Annotated in this window: 25 protein-coding genes and 1 rRNA gene; 24 read left to right on the top strand and 2 right to left on the bottom strand. The window is 75.3% G+C overall.

Translation table 11 applies throughout. The features are described from left to right. Nucleotides 1-150: 150 nt before the first annotated feature. Nucleotides 151-267, top strand: a 5S ribosomal RNA gene (gene rrf, locus PSD17_RS18065). Here the strand turns inward: rrf and PSD17_RS18060 are convergent. Beyond that, nucleotides 268-2,115: a hypothetical protein gene (locus tag PSD17_RS18060; protein ID WP_339123666.1), complete on the bottom strand. Its 1,848-nt coding sequence runs from the start codon at nt 2,113-2,115 to the stop codon at nt 268-270. It abuts the rRNA gene before it with no gap. Between PSD17_RS18060 and PSD17_RS18055 the strand changes: the two genes are divergently transcribed. The 21 genes from PSD17_RS18055 (at nt 2,116) to der (ending at nt 22,931) form a co-directional block, all read left to right on the top strand. Next, nucleotides 2,116-3,135 (top strand): hypothetical protein, encoded by a 1,020-nt coding sequence (locus PSD17_RS18055; RefSeq protein ID WP_339123664.1) that lies wholly within the window; start codon nt 2,116-2,118, stop codon nt 3,133-3,135. Next, nucleotides 3,132-4,190 (top strand): HAD hydrolase-like protein, encoded by a 1,059-nt coding sequence (locus PSD17_RS18050; protein ID WP_339123662.1) that lies wholly within the window; start codon nt 3,132-3,134, stop codon nt 4,188-4,190. Before PSD17_RS18055 ends, PSD17_RS18050 begins: the two co-directional genes overlap by 4 nt. Nucleotides 4,191-4,401: 211 nt before the next feature. Continuing rightward, a complete protein-coding gene (locus PSD17_RS18045) occupies nt 4,402-4,557 on the top strand; it encodes a hypothetical protein (RefSeq protein ID WP_202946298.1) in 156 nt (51 codons plus the stop codon). Nucleotides 4,558-4,562: 5 nt separating this feature from the next. Further along, a complete protein-coding gene (locus PSD17_RS18040) occupies nt 4,563-5,363 on the top strand; it encodes a TlyA family RNA methyltransferase (protein WP_013675908.1) in 801 nt (266 codons plus the stop codon). Continuing rightward, entirely contained in the window at nt 5,360-6,307 is a 948-nt protein-coding gene (locus PSD17_RS18035) for an NAD kinase (protein ID WP_013675907.1), read from the top strand. The genes PSD17_RS18040 and PSD17_RS18035 overlap by 4 nt, the downstream gene beginning before the upstream one ends. Before the next feature lie 78 nt (nt 6,308-6,385). Then, nucleotides 6,386-8,185: a DNA repair protein RecN gene (recN, locus tag PSD17_RS18030; protein WP_339123659.1), complete on the top strand. Its 1,800-nt coding sequence runs from the start codon at nt 6,386-6,388 to the stop codon at nt 8,183-8,185. A 141-nt stretch (nt 8,186-8,326) separates the two neighbouring features. Continuing rightward, the gene (gene steA, locus PSD17_RS18025) at nt 8,327-9,511 is read left to right on the top strand and encodes a putative cytokinetic ring protein SteA (protein ID WP_013675905.1); all 1,185 of its coding nucleotides are present in this window, start codon (nt 8,327-8,329) and stop codon (nt 9,509-9,511) included. After that, nucleotides 9,508-10,428, top strand: coding sequence for a copper transporter (locus PSD17_RS18020; protein ID WP_013675904.1), 921 nt, complete (start codon nt 9,508-9,510; stop codon nt 10,426-10,428). The genes steA and PSD17_RS18020 overlap by 4 nt, the downstream gene beginning before the upstream one ends. A 150-nt stretch (nt 10,429-10,578) precedes the next feature. Next, on the top strand, nt 10,579-12,345 hold the full coding sequence (locus PSD17_RS18015; protein ID WP_339123656.1) for a CTP synthase: 1,767 nt from the start codon (nt 10,579-10,581) through the stop codon (nt 12,343-12,345). Then, nucleotides 12,342-12,974 (top strand): NUDIX domain-containing protein, encoded by a 633-nt coding sequence (locus PSD17_RS18010; protein ID WP_013675902.1) that lies wholly within the window; start codon nt 12,342-12,344, stop codon nt 12,972-12,974. Before PSD17_RS18015 ends, PSD17_RS18010 begins: the two co-directional genes overlap by 4 nt. Before the next feature lie 189 nt (nt 12,975-13,163). Then, nucleotides 13,164-14,150, top strand: coding sequence for an LLM class F420-dependent oxidoreductase (locus tag PSD17_RS18005; protein WP_339123670.1), 987 nt, complete (start codon nt 13,164-13,166; stop codon nt 14,148-14,150). Nucleotides 14,151-14,250: 100 nt separating this feature from the next. After that, nucleotides 14,251-15,174 (top strand): site-specific tyrosine recombinase XerD, encoded by a 924-nt coding sequence (xerD, locus tag PSD17_RS18000; RefSeq protein WP_013675900.1) that lies wholly within the window; start codon nt 14,251-14,253, stop codon nt 15,172-15,174. Nucleotides 15,175-15,196: 22 nt separating this feature from the next. Continuing rightward, complete coding sequence (locus PSD17_RS17995; protein ID WP_339123655.1) at nt 15,197-15,964, top strand: DUF4097 family beta strand repeat-containing protein; 768 nt, start codon at nt 15,197-15,199, stop codon at nt 15,962-15,964. Between the two features lie 171 nt (nt 15,965-16,135). Continuing rightward, entirely contained in the window at nt 16,136-17,071 is a 936-nt protein-coding gene (locus PSD17_RS17990) for a ParA family protein (RefSeq protein WP_013675898.1), read from the top strand. Further along, on the top strand, nt 17,068-17,916 hold the full coding sequence (locus tag PSD17_RS17985; protein WP_013675897.1) for a segregation and condensation protein A: 849 nt from the start codon (nt 17,068-17,070) through the stop codon (nt 17,914-17,916). The genes PSD17_RS17990 and PSD17_RS17985 overlap by 4 nt, the downstream gene beginning before the upstream one ends. Continuing rightward, nucleotides 17,913-18,689, top strand: coding sequence for an SMC-Scp complex subunit ScpB (scpB, locus tag PSD17_RS17980; RefSeq protein WP_339123653.1), 777 nt, complete (start codon nt 17,913-17,915; stop codon nt 18,687-18,689). The genes PSD17_RS17985 and scpB overlap by 4 nt, the downstream gene beginning before the upstream one ends. Nucleotides 18,690-18,753: 64 nt before the next feature. Continuing rightward, nucleotides 18,754-19,512 (top strand): pseudouridine synthase, encoded by a 759-nt coding sequence (locus tag PSD17_RS17975; RefSeq protein WP_013675895.1) that lies wholly within the window; start codon nt 18,754-18,756, stop codon nt 19,510-19,512. Between the two features lie 36 nt (nt 19,513-19,548). After that, on the top strand, nt 19,549-19,911 hold the full coding sequence (gene aroH / locus PSD17_RS17970) for a chorismate mutase (protein WP_013675894.1): 363 nt from the start codon (nt 19,549-19,551) through the stop codon (nt 19,909-19,911). 190 nt (nt 19,912-20,101) lie between these two features. Continuing rightward, nucleotides 20,102-20,812 (top strand): (d)CMP kinase, encoded by a 711-nt coding sequence (cmk, locus tag PSD17_RS17965; RefSeq protein WP_013675893.1) that lies wholly within the window; start codon nt 20,102-20,104, stop codon nt 20,810-20,812. Continuing rightward, nucleotides 20,809-21,474, top strand: coding sequence for a lysophospholipid acyltransferase family protein (locus tag PSD17_RS17960; RefSeq protein WP_013675892.1), 666 nt, complete (start codon nt 20,809-20,811; stop codon nt 21,472-21,474). The genes cmk and PSD17_RS17960 overlap by 4 nt, the downstream gene beginning before the upstream one ends. Then, nucleotides 21,471-22,931, top strand: coding sequence for a ribosome biogenesis GTPase Der (gene der / locus PSD17_RS17955; protein ID WP_013675891.1), 1,461 nt, complete (start codon nt 21,471-21,473; stop codon nt 22,929-22,931). Before PSD17_RS17960 ends, der begins: the two co-directional genes overlap by 4 nt. A 9-nt stretch (nt 22,932-22,940) precedes the next feature. Here der and PSD17_RS17950 read toward each other — a convergent pair whose 3' ends face one another. After that, nucleotides 22,941-23,369 (bottom strand): MarR family winged helix-turn-helix transcriptional regulator, encoded by a 429-nt coding sequence (locus PSD17_RS17950; protein WP_013675890.1) that lies wholly within the window; start codon nt 23,367-23,369, stop codon nt 22,941-22,943. A gap of 204 nt (nt 23,370-23,573) precedes the next feature. Here PSD17_RS17950 and PSD17_RS17945 point away from each other — a divergent pair, with 204 nt between their 5' ends. Both PSD17_RS17945 and PSD17_RS17940 read left to right on the top strand, forming a co-directional pair. Beyond that, nucleotides 23,574-24,659: a substrate-binding domain-containing protein gene (locus tag PSD17_RS17945; protein ID WP_013675889.1), complete on the top strand. Its 1,086-nt coding sequence runs from the start codon at nt 23,574-23,576 to the stop codon at nt 24,657-24,659. A 67-nt stretch (nt 24,660-24,726) separates the two neighbouring features. Further along, nucleotides 24,727-25,011, top strand: a complete 285-nt coding sequence (locus tag PSD17_RS17940; protein ID WP_013675888.1) for an FmdB family zinc ribbon protein — start codon at nt 24,727-24,729, stop codon at nt 25,009-25,011. The last annotated feature ends 148 nt before the right edge of the window (nt 25,012-25,159 follow it).

Below are 25,159 nucleotides of genomic sequence, written 5' to 3'. Positions count from 1 at the left end.
TAGGCCGAGGGCTTGCCACAACGTGTTGTTCGCATCCACTGTGTGACCCTGAGCACACAACTGCCCTGATTGTGGGGTGGGTTGGTGTTCTGTCTCGGGTCTCTCCCCTGTTGTTTGGGGGTGGGGGTCGGGTTTTGTTTGGATAGTGTTGTCGGTGGTCATGGCGGAGGGGAAACGCCCGGTCCCATCCCGAACCCGGAAGCTAAGCCCTCCAGCGCCGATGGTACTGCACTCGCCAGGGTGTGGGAGAGTAGGTCACTGCCGGCATCAAACATGTGGTACGAAGTGGGCCCCAGCCGTCACGGCTGGGGCCCACTTTTGTATTCTGGACCCATGAGTATCGCGGATGGTTCCGACGATAACCGTCCGCGACGCGATCGTCGTGACGGAATTCGTCAGGGTTCGGGTCGGCCCGCCGGAAATGGCGGACGGGCTAGCAGAAATGATCAGGGCGAGCGGCGCGACCGTTCTCGCGACAGCGGCCGTGTCGGTTCCGGCTGGACTGCGCGCGAAGGTGATCGCCGCGGGGACGATCGGCCGCGCCGCCAGGACGGCGACCGGTCCGGGCGCGACGACGCCCGTGGGTCCCGCCCGAACCGCGACGACAGGTCCCGCGGCGGCTACCGGGGGTCCGACCGCCCGCGTGCCGATGGTGACCGACGGTCGCGGGACGACCGGGGCCCTCGCCCTGGCAGCGGCCAGGGCCGGGACGACCGGCGCGGCGGTGGCTACCGGTCCGACCGGCGCAGCGATGACCGGCGCAGCGATGACCGGCGTGGCGATGACCGCGGCGGCCGTCGGGACGACTCCGGCCGCGGCGGGCCGGGCGGCCGGTGGCAGGACAAGCGCGAGAACGGTTTCCGGCAGGACCGCAGCGGCGGCGGCACGGATCGGCGACCCCACGGCCGTGGCGATGCCCGTGACGACCGGTCGGGCGGCGGCTGGCGCCGTGAGGGTGACGACCGCCGGCGCGACGACCGGGGACGTGACGACCGTGCCGGCTCGTCGCGCTACGGCGACGACCGCGGCAGCTCCCGCGGGTACACCGCCCGGCGCGACGACCGGGGCGGCTCCGCCGGGTACGCCGGGCGGCGCGACGACCGCCGTGGCGCGGACCGCCCCTACGGCAGCAGCGAGCGGCGGTCCCAGGACCGTGGGCGCGACGCGGAGCGCGAGGGCCGGCCTCGCTGGGAGGACCGGCGCCCCACCGGCGACCGCTCCCGCGACGACCGGTCCCGCGGCCGGCGCTGGGACGAGCGGGGCGGGGACGATCGCTCCGGTGGCGCCCGGCGCCACGACCGCCCCGCTGCCGACCCTGCCCCGTACGACCGCTACCGGGACGACCGCCGCAGTGACAACCGCCGCAGTGACGACCGCCGCAGTGACGACCGGGACAGGGACGACCGTCGCGGGGACGGCGGCCGTCGTGAGAACCGGTACGGCGACAACAGGTTCCGCAGCGACCGCAGCCGCGACGACCGGCCGGCCGGCGGCCGCGGGTATCGCCGCGACGACCGGCCGGGTCGTGCGGACCGGCCCCGGCGCGACGACCGGGTGACCCGCGACGACCGCAGCGGCTGGGACGAGCGCAGCTCCCGGGACGACCGCGGGGACCGGGCCGGCGGCTGGCGTCGCGACGACGCCCCCGGCGAGAGCGCCCCCGACACGTCGGGTGGCTGGAGCGACGACCGTCGTGAGGATGCTCCGACGCCGCGGCGGCGCGGGCCACTCGGTGGAGCCGACTTCGCACGCCGTGACGCCGGCTCGGCGCCGTCGGGACCCGACGCCGCCGACGAGGCCGGCCCGGCCGCGCCGACGTCGGGTTCCGGCATCGGCGACGCCGCGGCGGCCCACGACCGCGCTGAGGGCGACGAGCCGTCGGCAGCGGCGGAGGGCAGGGCCGGTGACGACCGTGACCGCGGGCCTGCGCGCCGGCCGGCCGGTCGGCAGTACGCCGACCGTGCGCGGTCCGACCGGCGCGAACCGCGCGGCTCCTGGGACCGGGACCGGCCGCGTCGCGACGACGACCGCCGCGGGCCCGGCCGCGGCCGTGACGACCGCAGGGACGACGGTCGGGACGCACGGCGCGACGACCGCGACGATGCCGAGCGGCACGTGCGCGCACCCGTCCTCGACGACGCCATCGCGGCGTCCGACCTGGACTCCGAGGTCCGTCGCGACCTGCGCGGCCTGCAGAAGGAGACGGCCGAGACCGTGGCGCGCCACCTGGTCGCGGCGGGCTCCCTCGTCGACGACGACCCGCAGCTGGCGCTGGAGCACGCGCGGTACGCGCGGCGCCGGGCGTCGCGCATCGCGGTGGTGCGGGAGGCGTCGGGCATCGTCGCCTACCACGCGGGGGAGTGGACCGAGGCGCTCGGTGAGCTGCGCGCGGCCCGTCGGATGGGGGGCGGACCCGGGCACCTGGCGCTGATGGCCGACATCGAGCGGGCCCTCGGCCGTCCCGAGCGGGCACTCGAGCTGACTCGCGGTCCCGAGGTCGCCGACCTCGCGCCCGCCGACCGCATCGAGCTGCTGATCGTCGCGGCCGGTGCGCGCCGCGACCTCGGTGAGCTCGACGCCGCGATCGTCGGGCTGCAGGTGCCCGATCTCGACCCGGCCCGGCGTGACCCGTGGAGCGCGCGGCTGTTCTACGCCTACGCCGACAACCTGCTCGCCGCGGGCCGTGAGGCCGACGCCGTGCAGTGGTTCGTGCACGCCCACGACGCCGACGTCGAGGGCGAGACCGACGCCGCCGCCCGCATCGCCGAGCTCACCGGCGAGGAGCTCGAGTCCGCCGACGACATCACGTTCGGCGAGGAGGAGTACCCCCTCGACGACCTCTCCGCGGGGGAGGCCGACGTGAGCACCGCCGTCGAGGATGTCGTCGACCCGGGTTCTCCCGACCCGGGCGCTCCCGACCCCGCCGCGTCCGACCCCGATGCGTCGGACCCCGATGCGTCGGACCCGGACGCTCTCGACCCGGAACCGGTCGTGGACCAGGGTGGGAGTGACGACGAGACGTCCACCGGCTCCGGGCCCGTCCCGGCGGAGGACGCGGCGACGACAGGAGACACCGACGTGAACGAGGCAGCCACCGGCCCGGACATCGACGACGAACGCCCCGACGCGCGATGACCGACCAGCGGAGCCTGCTCGAGCTGCACGACGTGCTGCTCGTCGACCTCGACGGCACCCTCTACGCGGGCCACGACGCCATCCCGCACGCCGTCGACGCGGTCGTCGACGCCGCGGCGCGTGGTGTGCGGACGGCGTACGTCACCAACAACGCGTCGCGACGGCCGTCGGAGGTCGCGGCGCACCTCGGCGAGCTGGGCTTCCCGGCCACGACCGACGACGTCATGACCAGCTCCCAGGCGGGTGCGGCGCTGCTGGCCGAGCAGGTCGACCCGGGTGCCGCGGTCCTCGTCCTGGGGACGGACGCGCTGGCCGAGGAGTGCGCGCTCGTCGGACTGAAGCCCGTCCGTGAAGCCCCCGGTGCGGTGGCCGTCATCCAGGGGCACAACCCCGACACGGGCTGGCGGAACCTGGCCGAGGCGTCGGTCGTGCTGCGCGCCGGCGGGATCTGGGTCGCGACGAACACCGACCTCACCCTGCCCACCCCGCGCGGCCCGCTCCCGGGCAACGGTGCGATGGTCACGGCCCTGAAGGTCGCGACGGGTCTGGAACCGCAGGTCGCGGGCAAGCCGGGACTGCGGCTGGTCCGCGAGGCGGTCGAACGCAGCGGCGCGCGCGCCGGGCTCGTCGTCGGCGACCGGCTCGACACCGACATCGAGGGCGGTCACGCGGCCTCGCTGCCGACGCTGCTGGTGCTCACCGGGATCAGCGGGCCGTCCGACGTCCTCGCCGCCGTGCCCCAGCAGCGGCCCGCCTACGTCGCCGCGAACCTCACCGCGCTGCCGCGACCGGCGGTCGAGCTCGCGACGGACGCCGTGCGGCCGGGCTGGTACGTCGAGGCCGCGCCGGACGGCGGCGTGCTGCTCGCGGGCGACGGCGACGGCTCCCCCGAGCCGGGGCTCGACGCACTCCGCTCGCTCTGCGCGGTGCACTGGGCGCGCGGCGGCGGCCCGTACACGCTGCGCACCGACGGCGACGCCGCCGCGGGGGTCGCGACGGAACTCGGCCTCGTCACGCGCGACGCGCAGGACGTCGGCGCCGCGACGGGCGCGTGAGGTCCGCCTCGTCCCGAGCGACCTCGTCGGCGGGCCGGTCCGCCGTCCCGGGCGGACCGGCTACCGTGGCGGCATCCGACGCCGTCCCGGGAGCCAGACCATGACAGACCCGTCACCGGATCGCCCGGCACCCCGAGCGGTGCCGCTGCCCGGTGATCCCCGTCCGGGCCCGCCGCCCTCCGCGCCGGCGGGTGCGCGGCCGGTCGAGGCCGTGCGCGCGTCGGTCGAGCGCGCGGTGGCCGGGCTCGACGCGGTCGCCGGCCGGCCGGTGGCCGAGCACGTCGCGGCGTTCGAGGCCGTGCACGCCGCGCTCGGCGAGGCGCTCGCCGCGGGCGGCCCGTCGGGCGACCAGCCCGACGGGCGGTGACGGACGTGGCCGTCCGGGCCCGGCTCGACGCCGAGCTGGTCCGCCGCGGCCTCGCCCGGTCGCGGGCGCAGGCGGCGGAGATGATCGAGCAGGGCCGCGTCGTCGTGCGCGGCGTTCCGGCCGGCAAGGCCGCGACGCAGATCGACCGGGACACCCCCGTCGTCGTCGCGGAGACCCCCGGGCGCGAGTGGGCCTCCCGGGGCGCGGCGAAGCTGCTCGGCGCCCTCGACGCGTTCGAGGTCGACGTGACGGGCCTGCGCTGTCTCGACGCGGGCGCCTCGACCGGCGGGTTCACCGACGTGCTCCTCGACCGCGGCGCGGCGAGCGTCGTCGCCGTGGACGTCGGCTACGGCCAGCTCGTCTGGCGGCTGCGCAGCGACGAGCGGGTGCAGGTCCACGACCGCACCAACGTCCGCGCGCTCACCCCCGACGACATCGGCGGTCCTGCGGCGCTGACCGTCGCCGACCTGTCGTTCATCTCACTGCGCACCGTGCTGCCGGCGCTCGTCGCGTGCACCGAGCCGGGCGGGACGCTGCTGCCGATGGTCAAGCCGCAGTTCGAGGTGGGCAGGTCCCGGCTGGGGTCGGGCGGGGTCGTGCGCGACCCGGCGCTGCGGCTCGCGGCGCTGACCGAGGTCGCGGGCGCGGCGCGGGAGGCCGGGTTGCGGGTGCTCGGCGCGGTCGCGAGCCCACTGCCGGGCCCGTCGGGCAACGTCGAGTACTTCCTGCGGCTGGAGTCGGGGCCCGGGGACGCCGACGCGGGCGACGACGTGCTGGCCCGTGCGGTCGCGGAGGGCCCCCGGTGACGCAGCCGCGGGAGATCCTCGTCGTCCTGCACACCGGGCGGCCGAAGACGCGACGCACGGCGGCGGCGGTCGCGAAGCGGCTCGCGGCCGAGGGCGTGCGCATCCGCATGCTGGAGGCCGAGCGCAAGCGCGTCGACCTCGACCTGCCGCCCGGGTTCGAGCCGGTCGTCGTGCCCGAGGAACCGGGCCGGGCGGTCGGCTCGGAGATGGTGCTGGTGCTGGGCGGCGACGGGACGCTGCTGCGCGGTGCCGCGCTGGCCCGCGCGTGCGGGGTGCCGCTGCTCGGGGTGAACCTCGGCCACGTCGGTTTCCTCGCCGAGGTCGAGGAGGACTCGCTCGACGCGGCGGTGGACGCGATCGTCGCGCGCGAGTACAGCGTCGAGGAACGCATGACGGTCGACGTGGTCGCCCGCGTCAACGGCACCGAGCTGGGCCGCACGTGGGCGCTCAACGAGGCGTGCGTGGAGAAGGCGAGCCGCGAGCGGATCCTCGACGTGACGCTGGAGGTCGACGCCCGCCCGGTGTCGAGCTTCGGCTGCGACGGCGTCATCTGCGCGACGCCGACCGGCTCGACGGCGTACGCGTTCTCCGCGGGCGGGCCCGTCGTGTGGCCGCTGGTCGAGGCCCTGCTGCTGGTGCCCAGCAACGCGCACGCGCTGTTCGCGCGGCCGATGGTGGTCGCGCCGGACTCCCACCTCGCGATCGAGGTCCATCCCGACGGGCCGGCCGCGATCCTCGACTGCGACGGCAGGCGCACGATCCCGCTGCCGCCCGGCGCCCGGGTGGAGATCGGGCGCGGCGCGCAGCCCGTCCGGCTGGTGCGGCTCGACGGGCGGCCGTTCGCCGACCGGCTCGTCCGCAAGTTCGACCTGCCCGTCCGGGGGTGGCGAGGTCAGCGCCGTCCCGACGCGGACGACCGCCCCGACGCGGCGGACGAAGGCTGAGCCGCCGGTCGCCGCAGGCCGGGGGGCCTGTGGATGGCGGCGGGCGCGATGTCGGTCCGGCGCCGTACGCTTCGGCGCATGCTGGCCGAGATGAGGATCCAGGGCCTCGGCGTGATCGACGACGCCACCCTGGAGCTCGACCCGGGGCTGACGGTCCTGACCGGTGAGACCGGCGCGGGCAAGACGATGGTGGTCACGGGGCTGTCGCTGCTGGGCGGCGGCCGGGCCGAGGCCTCGCGGGTGTCGGAGGGGGCCCGGCGGGCGGTCGTGGAGGGCAGGTTCCTCGCCCGGGCGCAGGCCCTCGCCCTGGCCGAGGAGGTCGGCGCGGACGTCGACGACGGTGAGCTGATCGCGGTGCGCACGGTGTCGGCCGACGGCCGGTCCCGTGCCCATCTGGGGGGCCGTTCCGTCCCCGTCGGGGTGCTGGGCCGGCTCGCCGAGGCGTCGCTGGCCGTGCACGGCCAGAACGACCAGCTGCGCCTGCTGCGCCCGGCCGACCAGCGGGCGTTGCTCGACCGCTACGCCGGCGACGCGGTCGCGGCGCCGCTGCAGGCCTACCGCGCGGTGCGCGCGGAGTGGCAGAAGGTGTGCGCGGAGCTCGTCGAGCGCCGCGACGGTGCCCGCAGGCTGGCCCAGGAGGCGGACCTGCTGCGGCACGGGCTGGCGGAGATCGAGGCCGTCGCGCCCCGGCCCGCGGAGGACCGTGAGCTGGTCGAGCAGGCTCGGCGGCTCGCCGCGGCCGACGACCTGCGCGAGGCCGCCACGGGCGCGCGGGTGGCCCTCGCCGGTGCCGACGACGCGGCCGCCGCGATGGACGCGCCCGGCGCCGCCGGGCTCGTCGGGGAGGCGCGCCACCGGCTGGCCGGCTCGGAGGACCCGGAGCTCGCGGCGCTCGACGCCCGCCTCGGCGAGGCGCTCGCCGTGCTCGACGACGTCGCCGCGGAGCTGACCGGTTACCTCGACCGGCTCGACGCCGATCCCGAACGGCTCGCCGCCGTGCTCTCGCGGCAGGCCGAGCTCCGGGCGCTGACCCGCAAGTACGCCGCCGACACCGACGGTGTCCTCGCCTGGGCCGACGAGGCCAGGGCGCGGCTGCAGAACCTCGACACCTCCGACGAGGCGCTGGCCGCACTGGCCGCCCGCCGCGACGAGCTGGCCGTCGAGCTCGCCGGGCACGCCGCCGCGATCACCGCGGCCCGCACCACGGCCGCCTCCCGGCTCGCGGCCGAGACCACGGCCGAGCTCGCCGGGCTCGCCATGCGCGACGCGGTGCTCGCCGTCGGGGTGGCGCCGCGGACGGCGTCGCCGGAGGCCGTCGAGGCGGGGGAGGCGATCGTCGTCGACGGCACCCCGCTGGTCGCCGGCGGATCGGGCACCGACGAGGTCGAGCTGCGGCTCACCCCGCACGCCGGGTCGGCGCCGCAGCCGCTGCACAAGGGGGCGTCGGGCGGCGAGCTCTCGCGCGTCATGCTCGCGCTGGAGGTCGCGCTCGCCGGCGCCGACCCGGTGCCCACGATGGTGTTCGACGAGGTCGACGCCGGCATCGGCGGGCGCGCGGGCGTGGAGATCGGCCGGCGGCTGGCCCGGCTGGCCACCAGCCACCAGGTGATCGTCGTGACCCACCTGGCCCAGGTCGCCGCGTACGCCGACCGGCACCTGGTGGTGCACAAGGCCGGCGCGGGCGGGGTCACCCGCAGCTCCGTGCGCACCCTCGGCCAGGAGGACCGCGTCGTCGAGCTGGCCCGGATGCTCGCGGGGCTCGACGAGACGTCGTCGGGCCGCGCGCACGCCGAGGAGCTGCTCGCGACGGCGGACGGTGACAAGCGCGCCGCCCGCTCGGCCCCGAAGGGCAGGGGGCGCACGCGCCGCGCGAGCTGACGCGCCCGTCCGCGGACGGCTGCGACCTGCGGCCCGTGCGACGGCGGTGCGCACCGCGCGGCCCCGAACGGGTGGTGATCTCACGGGGCGTCCCCGGCGTGCCTGCACGGGATCGTCCGCCCCGGATGTCACAGTGCGTGCATGAAGCTGTCCGGCCTGCTGAACCGCTCGCGACCCGAGCTGCCAGGGCTCGCCGCGACCGCCCGCGTCGACCGTCGGACCGACGCCCTGCTGCGCCGCCTGCGCCCGGGCGACATCGCGGTGATCGACCAGATCGACATCGACCGGGCCACGGCCGACGCGCTGGTCGCGGCCGAGGTCGCGGCCGTCGTGAACGCGTCGCCGTCGATCTCCGGGCGGTTCCCGAACCTGGGGCCCGAGGTGATCGTCGGCGCCGGGATCGTGCTGGTCGACGGCGTCGGCGAGGACGTCCTGCGCACCGCGAAGGACGGCAGCAGGCTCCGGCTGCACGAGGGCGTCCTCTACTCCGGCGAGACCGAGATCGCCCGCGGTGTCGAGCAGGACGCCGACTCGGTCGCCGACGCGCTCGTCGAGGCCAAGTCGGGGCTGACCCACCAGCTCGAGGCGTTCGCCGCCAACACCACGGAGTTCATGCGCCAGGAGCGCGCCCTGCTGCTCGACGGGCACGGGGTCCCGGAGGTCGAGGTCGAGCTCGCGGGCCGGCAGGTCCTCGTCGTGGGCACCGGGTTCGACCACACGAAGGAGCTGGCCCGGCTCAAGGACTACATCCGCGAGTACCAGCCGGTGCTGCTCGGGGTCGGCGCGGGCGCCGACGCGCTGCTCGCCGCCGGGCACCGCCCGCACCTCATCGTCGGCGATCCCGCCGAGGTGTCGACGGACGCGCTGACCAGCGGCGCCGACGTCGTCGTGCCGGCGTACGCCGACGGGCACGCCCCTGGCCTGCACCGGGTGCAGGACCTCGGCGCGAGCGCGGTGACGTTCCCGAGCACGGCCAACCCCGAGGACCTCGCGCTGCTGCTGGCCCACCACCGCGGCGCGTCGATGGTCGTGACCGTCGGCCTCTCGGCGAGCATGGCCGAGTTCCTCGACCGCGGCCGGTCGGGCAGCAACGCCTCGACGTTCCTGACCCGGCTGCAGCTGGGCGGCACCCTCGTCGACGGCCGGATGATCGCGGCGCTCTACCGCAGCCGCATCTCGGTCGGGGCGATCGTGCTCATGATCGTGGCCGCCGCGGTCGCGGTCGTCGCCGCGCTGCTCGTGTCCCGGGCGGGCGACGCGGTGTTCGACGCGATCGTGCAGGCCTGGCACACCGTCGTCGGATGGTTCAAGGACGTGTTCGGGTGATCTCCCTGCGGTACCACGCGGTGTCCATCGCCGCGGTCTTCCTCGCGCTCGCCGTCGGGGTCTTCCTCGGCTCGAGCGGGCTCTCCGACCGCGTGCTGTCGGCCGTCTCGGCCACCCGCGACGACCTGTCGACGCAGGTCGACCAGCTCACCACCCAGCGCGACGCGTTGCTCGCCGAGCAGGCCTCCGCCGACCAGTTCGCGGCGCGGATCGGGCCGTCGGTCGTCAAGGGGCTGCTCACCGGCCGGTCCGTCGCGGTGGTCACGGTCGGGGCGACGGCTGCCGACCGTGACGCCGTCGCGTCGCTGATCGGCCAGGCGGGCGGCACGACGACGGGGACGCTCGCCCTGACCGACGCCGTCACCGACCCCGGCCGGGCCGACCAGCTGCGTGAGCTGACGGCCCAGCTGCTCCCGACGGGCGCGCAGCTGCCCGCCGCGTCGGACCCGGGGAGCCTCGCGGGCGGACTGCTCGCCGCGGTGCTCGCGCTGCGCGACGGGAAGCCGCAGGCCACGGCGGACCAGGCGCAGGCCGTGGTCTCGGGCCTCACCACGGCCGGGTTCGTCACGGCGGGCCCGGCGCCCGCGCCGGCCGACCTGGTGCTGGTCGTCACCGGGTCGACGTTCCAGGGCCCGGACGCGGGTGACGCCGCCGCGGTCCCGGCCCGGCTGGCGACCGAGCTCGACCGCGACTCGGCGGGCGCGGTGCTCGTCGGACGGCAGGGGTCCGCCGCCGCGACGGGGGCGGTCGGGGTCGCGCGCGCCGACCGCACCGCCACGGCGGGCCTGTCGACCGTCGACGACGTCGACACCGGTTCCGGCCGGATCGCGACGGTGCTCGCGCTGCGCGAGCAGCTCGACGGCAAGGCCGGCAGCTACGGCTCGGGGCCGAAGGCCGACGCGACGGTCCCGGCCTGACCGTCGGACCCCGGGTGCCCTCGGACCGCTGTGCCCCCGGGGCGCTGTACCCCGGACGGCCGTGCCGGGGGCGCTGTGCCCCGGACGGGTGACGATCGACCGGCGGGGCGCCCGCAGCGGATCCGGACCTTCCGGGTAGGCTGAAGTTCCGTGCAGCCACGCGCCACACGCCATCTGTTCGTCACCGGAGGGGTCGCTTCCTCGCTCGGGAAGGGGCTCACCGCCTCCAGCCTCGGTCAACTGCTGACCGCCCGCGGACTGCGGGTGACCATGCAGAAGCTCGATCCCTACCTCAACGTCGATCCCGGGACGATGAACCCGTTCCAGCACGGCGAGGTGTTCGTCACCGAGGACGGCGCCGAGACCGACCTCGACATCGGCCACTACGAGCGCTTCCTCGACCGCGACCTGCACGGTCGCGCCAACGTCACGACCGGGCAGGTCTACTCCGAGGTCATCGCCAAGGAGCGGCGTGGCGAGTACCTGGGCGACACGGTCCAGGTCATCCCCCACATCACCAACGAGATCAAGGACCGCATCCTCGCGATGGCGGCGCCGGACGCCGACGGGATCGTGCCCGACGTCGTCATCACCGAGGTGGGCGGCACGATCGGCGACATCGAGTCGCTGCCGTTCGTCGAGGCCGCTCGTCAGGTCCGCCACGAGGTCGGCCGGGACAACTGCTTCTTCCTGCACGTCTCGCTGGTGCCCTACCTGGCGCCGTCGGGCGAGCTGAAGACCAAGCCGACCCAGCACTCGGTCGCGGCGCTGCGCAACATCGGTATCCAGCCCGACGCGCTGGTGCTGCGCGCGGACCGGGAGATCCCGGACGCGATGAAACGCAAGATCTCGCTGATGTGCGACGTCGAGCTCGACGGTGTCGCCGCGGCGCCCGACGCGCCGTCGATCTACGACATCCCCAAGGTGCTGCACCGCGAGGGGCTCGACGCCTACGTCGTGCGGCGGCTGGGACTGCCGTTCCGCGACGTCGACTGGACGGTGTGGGGCGACCTGCTCGACCGCGTCCACCATCCACGGGAGACGGCGCGGATCGCGCTCGTCGGCAAGTACGTCGACCTGCCCGACGCGTACCTGTCGGTGACGGAGGCGCTGCGGGCGGGCGGGTTCGCGCACCGCGCGCGGGTCGAAATCCGGTGGGTGCAGTCGGACCTGTGCGAGACCCCGGCGGGCGCGGCGGCCGCGCTCGAGGGTGTCGACGGGGTGCTCGTGCCCGGCGGCTTCGGCATCCGCGGGATCGAGGGCAAGCTCGGCGCCGTCACCCACGCCCGCACCCGCGGCATCCCGACGCTGGGGCTGTGCCTCGGCCTGCAGTGCATGGTGATCGAGACCGCCCGCAACGTCGCCGGCCTCGAGGGCGCCAGCTCGACGGAGTTCGACCCCGCCACGGCCCACCCGGTCATCTCGACGATGGCCGAGCAGGTCGACGTCGTCGCCGGGGAGCGCGACATGGGCGGCACGATGCGCCTGGGCGCCTACCCGGCGACGCTGGCCGACGGCGGGATCGTCGCGAAGGCGTACGGGACGACGGAGGTCTCCGAGCGCCACCGGCACCGCTTCGAGGTCAACAACGCCTACCGCGACCGGCTCGCCGAGGCGGGCCTGCGGTTCGGTACCTCGCCCGACGGCACGCTGGTGGAGTTCGTCGAGCTGCCGGCCGAGGTGCACCCGTTCTTCGTCGGCACCCAGGCCCACCCCGAGCTCAAGAGCCGCCCGACCCGGCCGCACCCGCTGTTCGCCGCGTTCGTGCGCGCCGCACTGGGCTACCGGGCGGCGGAGCGGCTGCCGGTCGACGTGCACGGCGACGACGCCACGCCGGGGCGCCCGGCCCCGCAGGAGGCCGTCACCGTCGACGCGGACGCCTCGGCGAACGGTTCCGTCGCCGCGGTGCGCCCGTGACCGACCGGCACGAGTTCGCCGTCGAGTCGTCGGCCGACGTCTACGAGGGCCGGGTCATGGCCCTGCGCACCGACCGGGTCGTCATGCCCGGCGGGCGGGTCGCGACCCGGGAGATCATGGAGCACCCGGGCGCGGTCGCGATCGCCGCGCTCGACGACGAGGACCGGATCGTGCTGATCCTGCAGTACCGGCACGCCGTCGGACGGCGGCTGTGGGAGCTGCCGGCCGGGCTGCTCGACGTCGCCGGGGAGGACCCGGCGGTGACGGCGCGCCGCGAGCTCCACGAGGAGGCGGGCCTCGAGGCACGCGAGTGGTCGGTGCTCGTCGACACGGTGCCCTCGCCCGGGTTCTCCGACGAGGCCGTCCGTGTCTACCTGGCCCGCGGGCTCACCGACGTGGGCCGACCGGCGGGGGAGGACGACGAGGAGGCCGACCTGCAGGTGCACCGGGTGCCGCTCGACGAGGCGCTCGCGATGGTGCTCGACGGCACGATCGTCAACGGTGCGACGGTGGCCGGGGTGCTCGCCGTGCACGCGCTGTCGGGACGGGCCGGCAGGCCCGTCGACGCGCCGTGGGTCGACCGGCCGCGGCGGTTCGCCGCGCGCCTCGCCGCCCGCGCCGCCGACTGACCGCGCCGCCGACCGACCGCGCCGCCGACCGAGCACGCGGCGGGGCAAGGCGCCGCTCGACGGCGAAACGCCGCAGGTCGGGCACACTGCGCATCCGATCACGCGGATCCGCACGGAGCGGGGTGTGAGGAACACCCGTCGGCCCGGCCGGGAGCCCGTGCCGGGCATAGGCTCCCGGCCATGGCTGGTATGCGCTTCGGCATGTTCGTTCCCCAGGGCTGGCGGCTCGATCTCGTCGGCATCGAACCCGCCCGGCAGTGGGACGTGATGAAGGGCCTCGCGCAGCACGCGGACGCCGGTCCGTGGGAGTCGGTCTGGGTCTACGACCACTTCCACACCGTCCCCGTTCCCACCGACGAGGCCACCCACGAGGCCTGGACGCTGATGTCGGCGTTCGGCGCGGTCACCGAGCGGGTCCGGCTCGGTCAGATGTGTACGTGCATGGCCTACCGCAACCCGGTGTACCTGGCGAAGGTCGCGGCGACGGTCGACATCGTCTCCGGGGGGCGCGTCGAGATGGGCATCGGCGCGGGCTGGTACGAGCACGAGTGGCGGGCCTACGGCTACGGCTTCCCGGGCGCGGCCGAGCGGCTGCGGATGCTCGACGAGGGCGTGCAGATCTTCCGGCAGGCCTGGACCGACGGCGTGGTGAACTTCGCGGGCCGGCAGTACACCGTCGACGGGGCCCGGGTGTTCCCGACGCCGCTGCAGGACGGCGGGATCCCGCTGTGGATCGCCGGTGGCGGTGAGAAGGTCACGCTCAAGATCGCGGCGCGCTACGCGGCGTACACGAACTTCGACGGCACGCCCGACGGCTTCACCCGCAAGTCCGAGCTGCTCGCGGAGCACTGCCGCGAGGTCGGCACCGACTTCGACGCGATCGTCCGCTCGGCGAACTACAACGTCGCGATCGGCCGTGACGAGGCCGAGGTCGCGGAGCGGCTGCGGCGGATGCACGACCGCGTCAGCCGGATCGCCGGCTCGGAGCAGGCCGACCGGCAGCTCGGTGCGGTCAAGGGGATGCCCGCGTGCGGGACCGTCGAGCAGGTCGTCGAGAGCCTGCAGGACCTGCAGAAGCGCGGGCTGGCCTACGGGATCTTCTACTTCCCCGAGGCGGCCTGGGACCGGTCGGGGATCGAGCTGTTCGAGCGCGAGGTCATCCCCGCCCTCTCCTGACGTCCGTCCCGACCGCCGCCCGGCGTGACGGCGGGGGCTCGGCGTGGTGCCGCCGCGCCCGGGCCCCGGCACGGCACGATGGACCGTGGGGGTGGCGCCGGTGGCAGTGGCGACGGACCGCGTCGAGCGCGCGGTGGACGCGTTCATGGCGCATCTGGCCGTCGAGCGGGGGAGCTCGCCGAACACGCTGCGCGCGTACGGCAACGACCTGCGCCGCTACGTCGCGCACCTGCGCGAGCGCGGCGTCGACGACCTCGCCGCCGTGCAGGAGGCGGACGTGTCCGGTTTCGTCGCGGCGCTGCGCAGCGGCCCGGCGCCGCTCGCCGCGTCGTCGGCGGCGCGGGCGCTCGCGGCGGTCCGCGGCCTGCACCGTTTCGCGGCCCGCGACGGGCTGGTCGACGACGACGTCTCCCGCGCGGTCACCCCACCCGCGACGGCCCGCAGGCTCCCGCGCACGCTGACCGTCGACGAGGTGGAACAGCTGCTCGCGGGCTGCATCGGCGACGGCCCGACGGGGCTGCGCGACCGGGCGCTGCTGGAGCTGCTCTACTCGACGGGCGCCCGAATCTCCGAGGCCGTGGGGATCGACGTCGACGACCTCGACGCCGAATCGCGGACCGTGCTGTTGCACGGCAAGGGCGGCAAGCAGCGCGTCGTCCCGGTGGGCCGGCCCGCGCTGGCCGCCGTCGACGCCTGGCTGGTCCGCGGCAGACCCGCGCTGGCCTCCCGCGGCCGCGGCTCGCCCGCCCTGCTGCTCAACGCCCGCGGCGCCCGGCTGTCGCGGCAGAGCGCCTGGCACGTGCTGCGCGGCGCGGCCGAGGTCGCCGGCGTGCGGGCCGAGGTCTCCCCGCACACGCTGCGGCACTGCTTCGCGACGCACCTGCTGTCCGGGGGCGCCGACGTCCGCGTGGTGCAGGAGCTGCTCGGGCACGCCTCCGTCGCGACGACGCAGATCTACACCCACGTCACCGTCGACACGCTGCGCGAGGTCTACGCGACGGCGCATCCGCGGGCCCGGGGTTGACCGCGCCCGCTATCGTGCCTCGATGAGCCGCACCCGCGCGCGCGTCCTGGCGGTCCCGTTGCTCGCCGCGCTGGTCGCGGTGGTCGCGGCGTGCGGCGGTGTGCAGGTGACGGGCGTGGGGTCGGCCCAGGACGGCTCGTCGCAGGGCACGGCGGCGACCGCCACTGCGGCCGACGGGACGCGTCAGGAGACCACGAGCCGGCGCCACGACGTCGCGATCGACCGCGTCGAGATCGACTCCGACTCCGGCGACCTCCAGGTGAAGGCGGGCGCGGACGGCTCGGCCACCGTCGACCAGACCCTGCGCTGGACCGGTGACGCGAAGCCGACGGTCACCGAGAGCGTCGACGGCACCGTTCTGCGCGTCACCGCCCGGTGTCCGGGCCGCGGCACGGACCGTTGCGAGGCCGCGTTCGTCGTGACGGTGCCGAAGGCGGCTGCGGCGAAGGCCGAGCTGGGGGCGGGCGAGCTGCGGGTGACCGGGCTCGCGGGCGACCAGGACCTCACGGCGAACGCGGGCGGCGTCACCGCGGACGGCCTCACGGCCGGGCAGGTCGGGGCACGGAGCAGGGCCGGTGCGGTCGAGCTCACGTTCGCCGCGGCACCGCGCAGCGTCGACGCGGAGTCGACGGCGGGCGCGGTCACGGTGCGCGTCCCGGGCGGGCCGTACGCGGTCAGCGCGGACACCACGGCGGGCAGCACCGACGTCGACGTCCCCACCGACGCGTCGGCGCCCTCGCGGATCACGGCGTCGAGCACGGCGGGCGACGTGACGGTCACCGGCGCCTGACCCGCGGTGACGACGGGCGACCCCCTGGCAGTTCGACTCGGCCGGACGGCGTAGCGTTGCCGATCGCCTCGCCCGGCTACGGCGAGCCGCGTTGCCGCACGTCGCACGGGTTCCTACCCTGCGGCCAGGACCACCCCCGGTAGGGGCGCCCACGAGGAGACCGGAGCCCGCATGGACACACCGCGGCCCTTCGAACCCCGACGTGACCCCCACGACGACGAGGACTACGACGCCGACGACACGGTCGGCGTCGACGCGGCCGGAGGCGCGACACCCGCGCCGGGTCGCGTCGGAGGGAGACACCGCTTGAGTGCGCCCGTACCGGAGCCGCTGACCGAGCACGGACCCGCCCGGGTGATCGCGGTCGCCAACCAGAAGGGCGGCGTCGGCAAGACGACGTCGACGATCAACCTCGGCGCCGCGCTGGCCGAGTACGGGCGCCGGGTGCTGCTCGTCGACTTCGACCCGCAGGGCGCGCTGTCGGTCGGGCTGGGTGTGCAGCCGCACCAGCTGGAGACGACGATCTACAACCTCCTCATGGACCGCGGGGTCGAGGCCGACGACGTGATCCTGGAGACGGGCGTCGAGGGCATGGACCTGCTGCCCAGCAACATCGACCTGTCGGCGGCGGAGGTCCAGCTCGTCACCGAGGTCGGCCGCGAGCAGGCACTGGGCCGGGCGCTCAAGCGCGTGCTGGACCGCTACGACATCGTCCTGATCGACTGCCAGCCCTCGCTCGGCCTGCTCACGATCAACGCGTTGGCCTGCGCCGACGCGGTGCTCATCCCGCTGGCCTGCGAGTTCTTCAGCCTGCGCGGCGTCGCGCTGCTGATGGACACGATCGAGAAGGTCACCGACCGGCTGAACCCGGACCTGACACTGCTCGGCGTGCTCGCGACGATGTTCGACCCGCGCACCCTGCACACCCGCGAGGTGCACCAGCGCGTGGTGGAGGCGTTCGGGGACAAGGTGTTCGACGCCGTCATCAACCGCACGATCCGGTTCCCGGAGACGACGGTCGCCGGCGAGCCGATCACGACGTGGGCGCCGACGTCGAACGGTGCCGAGGCCTACCGGCTGCTGGCCCGCGAGGTCCTCGCCCGGTGACGCTGGTCGAGAACGACCCGCTGCCGCCACCCGAGCGGCCCGCCCGGTTCCGGGTGCGTCTCGACAACTTCGAGGGCCCGTTCGACCTGCTGCTGCAGCTGATCGGCAAGCACGAGCTCGACATCACCGAGATGGCCCTGCACCGGGTCACCGACGACTTCATCGCGCACCTCAAGGAGATGGGGGAGAGCAAGGGCGGGGTCGACCTCGACGAGACCACCGAGTTCCTCGTCGTCGCGGCCACGCTGCTCGACCTGAAGGCCGCGCGGCTGCTGCCGGGCGGCGACGTCGAGGACGTCGAGGACCTGGCCCTGCTGGAGGCCCGCGACCTGCTCTTCGCGCGGCTGCTGCAGTACCGGGCGTACAAGCAGGTGGCGGCGATGTTCGTCGAGCTGGAGTCGACCGCGCTGCGCCGCTTCCCGCGGTCGGTCGCGCTGGAGGAACGGTTCTCGGCGCTGCTGCCCGAGGTGCTGCTCGGCGTCGACCCCGACGCGTTCGCCGAGCTCGCCGCGTCGGTGTTCCGGCCGAAGCCGCCGCCGACGGTCGGTGTCGACCACCTGCACGCCCCGCAGGTGTCGGTGCCCGAGCACGCCGCGCTGCTGCGGGAGTGGCTGGCGACCATGGGGACGGCGTCGTTCGCCGAGCTCACCGCCGACTGCGTCGGGCCGCTGGAGGTGGTCGCCCGCTTCCTCGCGGTGCTGGAGCTGTACCGTGAACGCAGCGTGTGGCTGGACCAGCCGGAGGCGTTCGGCGAGCTGACCGTCCGCTGGATCGCCGCCGAGTCCGGCGACGAGGCGGGCCCTCCGCCGGACGCACCGTCAGCCGACCCCGAAGACGAGCCGTGAGCCAGTTCGACCATCGCACCACCGCAGGCGACCCGACCGCCGGCGTCGACGTGCACGGCCGCAACGGGCACGGCCCCATCGAGCACGGGGCCGACCCGGTCGATGCCGCGCGCACGGACACCGGCCCGGTCGAACCGGAACCGGTCGACCTCGACGCGGTCGACCCCGGCGCGCAGACGGCGGCCGGCCCCCAGCCGGACCGTCCCGGCGACCTGCCGGTACTCGAGTCCGACGCGGACCTCGACGCCGCGCTCGAGGCGCTGCTGCTCGTCGTCGACGACCCGACCGAGGCCGACGTGCTGGCCGCCGCGGTCGGCGAGCCCGTCGGCCGCGTCCGGGCGGCACTGGAGCGGCTGTCGGGCGTGTACGCCGCCGCCGGACGGGGGATCGACCTGCGCCACGTCGGGGGCGGTTGGCGGTTCTACACCCGCGACCGGCACGCCCCGTTCGTCGAGCGGCTGCTGCTCGACGGCCAGCGCGCCCGGCTGACCAGGGCCGCCCTGGAGACGCTCGCGATCGTCGCCTACCGTCAGCCCGTCACGCGGGCCCGGGTCGCGGCGGTCCGCGGCGTCAACTGCGACGGGGTGCTGCGTACCCTGCTGACCCGCGGCCTCGTCGAGGAGGCGGGCGTCGACCCGCACACCCAGGGCACGCTGTTCCGCACCACCGAGCTCTTCCTGGAGCGGCTCGGCCTCGGCTCGCTGCACGACCTGCCCCCGCTCGCCCCGCTGCTCCCGGACGTCGACAGCATCGACGCGATCGAGGAGCCGTGAGCCAGCCCGACGTCCACCGGCACCTCCGAGACCCCGAAGACGAGATCAACCAGACGTGAGTGTGATGACTACCCAGAATTCCGACGGTGTCCGCCTGCAGAAGGTGCTCGCCCAGGCGGGCGTCGCGTCCCGGCGGGCCGCCGAGGAGCTGATCGCCGCGGGCCGGGTCAGCGTGGACGGCGAGATCGTGCGCGAGATGGGCCGCCGCGTCGACCCGGACACGGCCGTCGTGCACGTCGACGGGTCGCGGATCGTCCTTCGCGACGATCTCGTGTACCTCGCCCTGAACAAGCCGCGCGGCATGCTCTCGACGATGTCCGACGACCGCGGCCGCGAGTGCGTCGGCGACCTCGTCGCCGACCGCGCCGAGCTGCTCAACCAGGCCGGACGGCTGTTCCACGTCGGCCGCCTCGACGCCGACACCGAGGGCCTGCTGCTGCTGACCAACGACGGTGAGCTCGGTCACCGGCTGATGCACCCGTCGTTCGAGGTGCAGAAGACCTATGTCGCCGAGGTCGCCGGCCAGGTCGCGCGCGACGTCGGGAAGCGGCTGCGGACCGGTGTCGAGCTGGAGGACGGCCCGGTCGTCGTGCACTCGTTCCGCCTGGTCGACTCCTCCGGCGGGCGGTCGATGGTGGAGATCGTCCTGCACGAGGGGCGCAAGCACGTCGTCCGGCGGCTGATGGACGAGGTCGGGTACCCCGTGCTGCGGCTGGTGCGCACCGCCATCGGCGACGTCCGGCTCGGCGACCAGCGGCCCGGCAAGCTGCGCCCGCTGAACCAGGCGGAGGTCGGGGCCCTCTACCGCGCGGTGGGTCTCTGACGGGCGTCCCGGCCACGGGGGCATAGGGTGCCGGACATGGCTGTACGTGCGGTGCGGGGCGCCATCCAGGTCGATTCGGACTCCAGGGACGACATCCTCGAGGGCTCGGCGGAGCTGGTGAAGGCGGTTCTCGACCGCAACGGCCTGGCGTCCGACGACATCATCTCGATCGTCTTCACCGCGACGCCGGACCTCACCGCGGAGTTCCCGGCCTATGCCGCCCGGCTGCTCGGGCTGACCGACGTCCCGCTGATGTGCGCGACGGAGATCGCCGTGCCGGGGGCGATGCCGCGGGTGCTGCGGCTGCTGGCACACGTCGAGACCCCGCGCTCACGTGCGGACCTGCGGCACGTCTACCTGCGCGGCGCGGCCGCGCTGCGCACGGACCTGCCGCAGTAGCAGGTCCCGCAGCAGGAGGTCCCCCGGGCGGTCGCGTCCGGCGCACTCGTCCCCGGGGGTGATGCGGGGGCAGGGGCGAAGCGGGCGCACGGCACAATGGTCGGCGGCCCGCGACAGCCGCCGGGCCCGGCCGGTCGAGCGGCGGGTGGGACCGTGCCCCGGTGGGCAGGTCCGGGGAGGAGTCGGTGCGGTGACCGGTCCGGGCACGCTGCGCGGCGTCGTGGCGATGGACGGCCCGTCGGGCACCGGCAAGTCGACGGTGTCGCGCAGGCTGGCGGCGGCGTGCGGCGCGGCCTATCTCGACACGGGCGCGACCTACCGCGCCGCGACGTTGGCGGTCCTGCGCGCAGGGCTCGACGAGTCCGCCCCGGCGGCAGAGCTCGTCGCCGCGGCCACCGCGGCCCGGATCGAGTCGGGCACCGACCCTGCCGGCCCCACGATCCGGCTCGACGGCGACGACGTGGCGGCCGAGATCCGCGGCCCCGCCGTGACGGGCCTGGTCAGCGCGGTGTCGGCGTTGTCGGAGGTCCGGACGCAGCTCGTCAAGGAGCAGCAGGCGGTCATCGCCGCGGCGCTGACGGAGCCGGGCGGGATCGTCGTCGAGGGACGTGACATCGGCACCGTCGTCGCCCCCGACGCCCCGCTCAAGGTCTACCTGACGGCGTCCGACGAGGTCCGGGCGGCGCGCCGCGGGCGCCAGGACGCCCGCGCCGGCCGCGGGGTGGACTCCGCCGTCACGCTCGCCGACGTGCGCCGCCGCGACCGGCTGGACTCGACGCGCGCGGTGTCGCCGCTGCACCGGGCGCCGGACGCGCTGCTCGTCGACACCGACGAGCTGTCCGTCGAGGCCGTGCTCGAGGAACTGCTCCGGCTGGTGTCGGAGCGCGGACTGCTGACGTGAGCGCGTCCGCCCCCGCCCGGCGTGCACCGGATCTCCCCGCGGGCGCGTGGCCGCGCCTGACCGACGTCGCCCGCTGGATCGGCACCTGGTGTTTCCGGCCCGCGTTCCGGGTGCACGTGCACCATCGTGAGCGGGTCCCGGCCACCGGGCCGGTCGTGCTCGTCGCGAACCACAGCTCGATGCTCGACGGTCCGCTGCTGTTCGGACTACTCGGGCGCCGTGCGGTGTTCCTGGTGAAGCAGGAGATGTTCCGCGGCCCGCTCGGCGCGGTCCTGCCGCGGATCGGTCAGCTGGCCGTACGCCGCGGCGAGGCCGACCGGCGGTCGTTGACGGCGGCACTGGGCGTGCTGCGCGGCGGGGGGATGATCGGGGTGTTCCCCGAGGGCACCCGCGGCAGCGGTGAGGTGGCCGCCGCCCAGCAGGGCGCGGCGTGGCTGGCGCGGTCGGCGGGCGCGGTGGTGCTGCCGGTCGTGTGCCGGGGCACCTACCGCCCGCCGGGTGCCGCCCGACGGTGGCGGCCGCGGGTGGACCTGTTGGTCGGTGAGCCGATGGCGCCACCGGCCGGAAAGGGCCGCGCCGAGCTGGCGGCGGCCACCGAGACGATCCGGGCCTCGCTCGCCGCGCTGGTGGCGGAGCTCGACGAGGTACGGAGCACCACGTGAACGAGACAGGGACCGACCGGGGCGACCGCGCCGCGATGGCTGCGCTGGGCATCGACCCCGACGACTTCGTCGCCGCCGACGACGAGCAGTGGGCCGACGCCGGGACCGACGAGCCGGGCGGAGCGGCGCCGACGCCGACGCTCGCCGTCGTCGGGCGACCGAACGTCGGCAAGTCGACGCTGGTCAACAGGCTGATCGGGCGGCGCGAGGCGGTCGTGCAGGACGTCCCCGGGGTGACCCGCGACCGCATCTCCTACGACGCGCTGTGGAACGGCCGCCGGTTCACCCTCGTCGACACCGGCGGCTGGGAACCCGACGCCACCGGCCTGCAGGGCGCGGTGGCCGCGCAGGCCGAGCTCGCGATGCGCACGGCCGACGCGGTGATGCTCGTCGTCGACGCGTCCGTCGGCGCGACGGCCACCGACGAGGCCGTCGCGCGTGTGCTGCGCCGCTCCGACCGGCCGGTCATCCTCGTCGCGACGAAGGTCGACGACGACCGGCTGACCTCCGACACCGCCGCGCTGTGGCGGCTCGGGCTGGGGGAGCCGCACCCGGTCTCGGGCCTGCACGGGCGCGGCTCGGGCGACCTGCTCGACGCGGTCCTCGACCTGCTGCCCGAGACCCCGCGCGACGACGTCGGCGCCGGCTCCGGCGGTCCGCGGCGGGTGGCGCTCGTCGGCAAGCCGAACGTCGGCAAGTCGAGCCTGCTCAACAAGGTGTCGGGCGAGCTGCGCTCGGTGGTGCACGACGTCGCCGGCACGACCGTCGACCCCGTCGACTCCCTGGTCGAGCTCGACGGCGAGATCTGGCGCTTCGTCGACACCGCCGGACTGCGCAAGCGAGTCCGGACGGCCAGCGGCACGGAGTTCTACGCGAGCCTGCGCACGCAGTCGGCGATCGAGGCGGCCGAGGTGGCGGTCGTGCTGATCGACGCGAGCGAGCCGATCGCCGAGCAGGACCAGCGCGTCATCGGCATGGTCGAGGAGGCCGGCCGGGCGCTCGTGCTGGTGTTCAACAAGTGGGACCTCGTCGACGAGGACCGGCGGCTGGCCATGAAGCGCGAGCTCGAGCGCGACCTCGTGCGGGTGCGCTGGGCCGAGCGGGTCAACGTGTCGGCGCTGACCGGGCGGTCCGTCGCCAAGATCGCGCCGGCGCTGCGGACGGCGCTCGCGTCGTGGGACCAGCGGATCCCCACGGGCCGGCTCAACGGCTGGCTGGCCGACGTCATCGCCGCGACGCCGCCGCCGGTGCGTGGCGGAAAGCAGCCCAAGGTCCTGTTCGCGACCCAGGCCCAGACCCGGCCGCCGACGTTCGTGCTGTTCACGACGGGCTTCCTGGAGGCGGGCTACCGGCGCTTCCTGGAGCGCAGGCTGCGCGAGGAGTTCGGGTTCACCGGCTCGCCGGTGCGGCTGTCGGTGCGCGTGCGGGAGAAGCGGCAGAACCGCCGCTCGCGCTGAGCGTGTCGCTCAGCCGAGCCGGTCGGCCAGCCGTTGCAGCAGGTCCCGGACGGTGGCGGCCTCCTCGCCCAGCGCGGCGACGACCTCGCGCTCGGTGTCGGCGACCGGGCCGGCCAGCCGCCCGTGGAGGGCGCGGCCGGCGTCGGTCAGCAGGACGAGCACGCGGCGCCGGTCGGCCTCGTCGACGCGCCGGTGCACGAGCGCGGCGTCGACGAGCCGGTCGACGATCTTCGTCAGCGTCGGCGCGGGCACGCCGACGTGCGCGGCGATCACGTTCATCGGATGACCCGCGCCGTCGGCGAGCAGGTCGAGCGCCCGCCACTGGTCGACGGTCACCGCGCCCGCGAGTGCCGCCTCGATCCGTGCCGTCACCGCCCGGTCGAGGCGGTGCAGGAGCCGGCCGAGCGCGAGGGCGTGGTGGGCATCGCGAGCCGCCACGACGTGCTCCCTCCGGTTTCCTGCGCGTTCGGGTCGATCGCCGCGACAGCGCTGTCAGTGTGAACAGTACACGTCGCAACTGTGTCGGGCGAAAGTATCCCTCGCGCCCGGCGATGCCCGCCGCCGCGCTCTGGTGTCCCGGCGTCCGGCACGGAACGCTGGGGGTGCACGCCGCGAACGCGGGCGCACGGGGGAGGTGGTCGGGTGGTGTCGCTGGTCCGCCGGCGTCCGCCGCTCGACGTGGCTCTCGTCGTGCCGCGCAGTGGGCCCGCGGGCATCTTCGGGCCGTCCTGCGAGGCGTGCGGGACGCTGGCCGCCGACGAGCTGAACGACGCCGGCGGAGTGCTCGGGCGCGAGGTGCGGCTGCGCCTCGTCGACGGCGGGCAACGACCGTCGCTGGTGGCCGCGCAGGTCGGGGCCCTGCTCGACGCCGGCGACGTCCAGGCCGTGACGGGCTGGCACATCTCGGCCGTCCGTCAGGAGGTCGCGCCTGTCGTAGCGGGGCGCGCGCCGTACGTCTACACGCCGCTCTACGAGGGCGGGGAGCGCACGCCCGGGCTCTTCCTCACGGGCGAGACGCCCGACCGGCAGGTCCTGCCCGCCCTGCACTGGCTGGTGCGGGAGCTCGGCGTGCGCCGCTGGTGCATCGTCGGCGACGACTACGTGTGGCCGCGGGCGTCGGCCCGGACGACGCGCGCGTACGTGCGCTCGGCACCCGACGTCGAGATCGTCGACGAGATGTACGTGCCGCTCGGGACCGAGGACTTCGCGCCCGTGCTCGACCGCGTCGACCGCAGCGGCGCGACCGGCGTACTGATGTTCCTGGTCGGGGCCGACGCCGTCCGGTTCAACCGGGCCTTCGCGGCCACCGGGCTCGACGCGCACTGCGTGCGGCTCTCCCCGTTGATGGAGGAGAACATGCTGCTCGGCACGGGCCCCGAGGGCACCGCGGGCCTGTACGCCGCCGCCGGGTTCTTCGAGGCGCTGCCGAGCGCGGCCGGGCTCGACTTCTCGCGCCGCTACGCGGCGCGGTTCGGCGTCGCGGCGCCCATGCTGAACGCGCCGGGGGAGTCCTGCTACGAGGGGCTCGTCCTGCTCGCCCGGCTCGCGGCGGCGGCGGGCGAGCTGTCGACGCCCGCGCTCGAGGCAGCCGGTCGCTCGCTGGTGTACGAGAGTCCGCGGGGGGTGGTGGCGCTGGCGGACAACCATCTGCTGCAGAGTGTCCACCTCGCTCGGGCCGACGGCCTCGATTTCGACGTTCTCGCCCGGCTGGCCGACGCACCGGCTTGACCGACAGTTGCTGTTGGAATAGTTTCTCAGGACATTATTCTGAGGAGCCGGCCTTCGGGGAGGTCCCGTGCCCACCTACTCCTACCGCTGCCCGGTGTGCGGCCCGTTCGACCTGGTCCGGTCGATGGCCGAGGTCACCGCCGCCGAACCCTGCCCGGACTGCGGCCGCGACGGCGGCCGGATCTGGGGAGCCCCGGCGTTGCGCGGCATGGACTCCGGGCTGCGACGGGCCCTCGACGACGGGGAGCGCAGTGCCGACCGGCCCGACGTGGTCAGCGCGGTGCCCGGCCGCTCCCGGCGGGCGACCCCCGTCACCCGCGACCCCCGGCACGCCATGCTGCCGCGGCCCTGAGCGGTGCGGTTTCGCCGCACCGTGTCCTGCACGACCCTCCCGCTCGTCCAGAACAGCCCGTCCGAGATCGAGTGAGGTGTGCTCATGCCCGATGTGGTGTTCACCGTCGACCAGGCACGATCCATGCGCGACCAGGCCGTACCCGGCC

The sequence above is a fragment of the Pseudonocardia sp. D17 genome, assembly GCF_036984265.1.
GTDB classification, from domain to species: domain Bacteria; phylum Actinomycetota; class Actinomycetes; order Mycobacteriales; family Pseudonocardiaceae; genus Pseudonocardia; species Pseudonocardia benzenivorans.
This window is presented reverse-complemented; position numbering and strand designations above follow the sequence as displayed.

Bases quoted from the DNA above. Each gene is read 5' to 3' on its own strand.
- PSD17_RS18050 (WP_339123662.1), top strand. From the start codon at position 3,132: ATGACCGACCAGCGGAGCCTGCTCGAGCTGCACGACGTGCTGCTCGTC.
- recN (WP_339123659.1), top strand. From the start codon at position 6,386: ATGCTGGCCGAGATGAGGATCCAGGGCCTCGGCGTGATCGACGACGCC.
- steA (WP_013675905.1), top strand. From the start codon at position 8,327: ATGAAGCTGTCCGGCCTGCTGAACCGCTCGCGACCCGAGCTGCCAGGG.
- PSD17_RS18005 (WP_339123670.1), top strand. From the start codon at position 13,164: ATGCGCTTCGGCATGTTCGTTCCCCAGGGCTGGCGGCTCGATCTCGTC.
- PSD17_RS17995 (WP_339123655.1), top strand. From the start codon at position 15,197: ATGAGCCGCACCCGCGCGCGCGTCCTGGCGGTCCCGTTGCTCGCCGCG.
- PSD17_RS17990 (WP_013675898.1), top strand. From the start codon at position 16,136: ATGGACACACCGCGGCCCTTCGAACCCCGACGTGACCCCCACGACGAC.
- PSD17_RS17975 (WP_013675895.1), top strand. From the start codon at position 18,754: ATGACTACCCAGAATTCCGACGGTGTCCGCCTGCAGAAGGTGCTCGCC.
- aroH (WP_013675894.1), top strand. From the start codon at position 19,549: ATGGCTGTACGTGCGGTGCGGGGCGCCATCCAGGTCGATTCGGACTCC.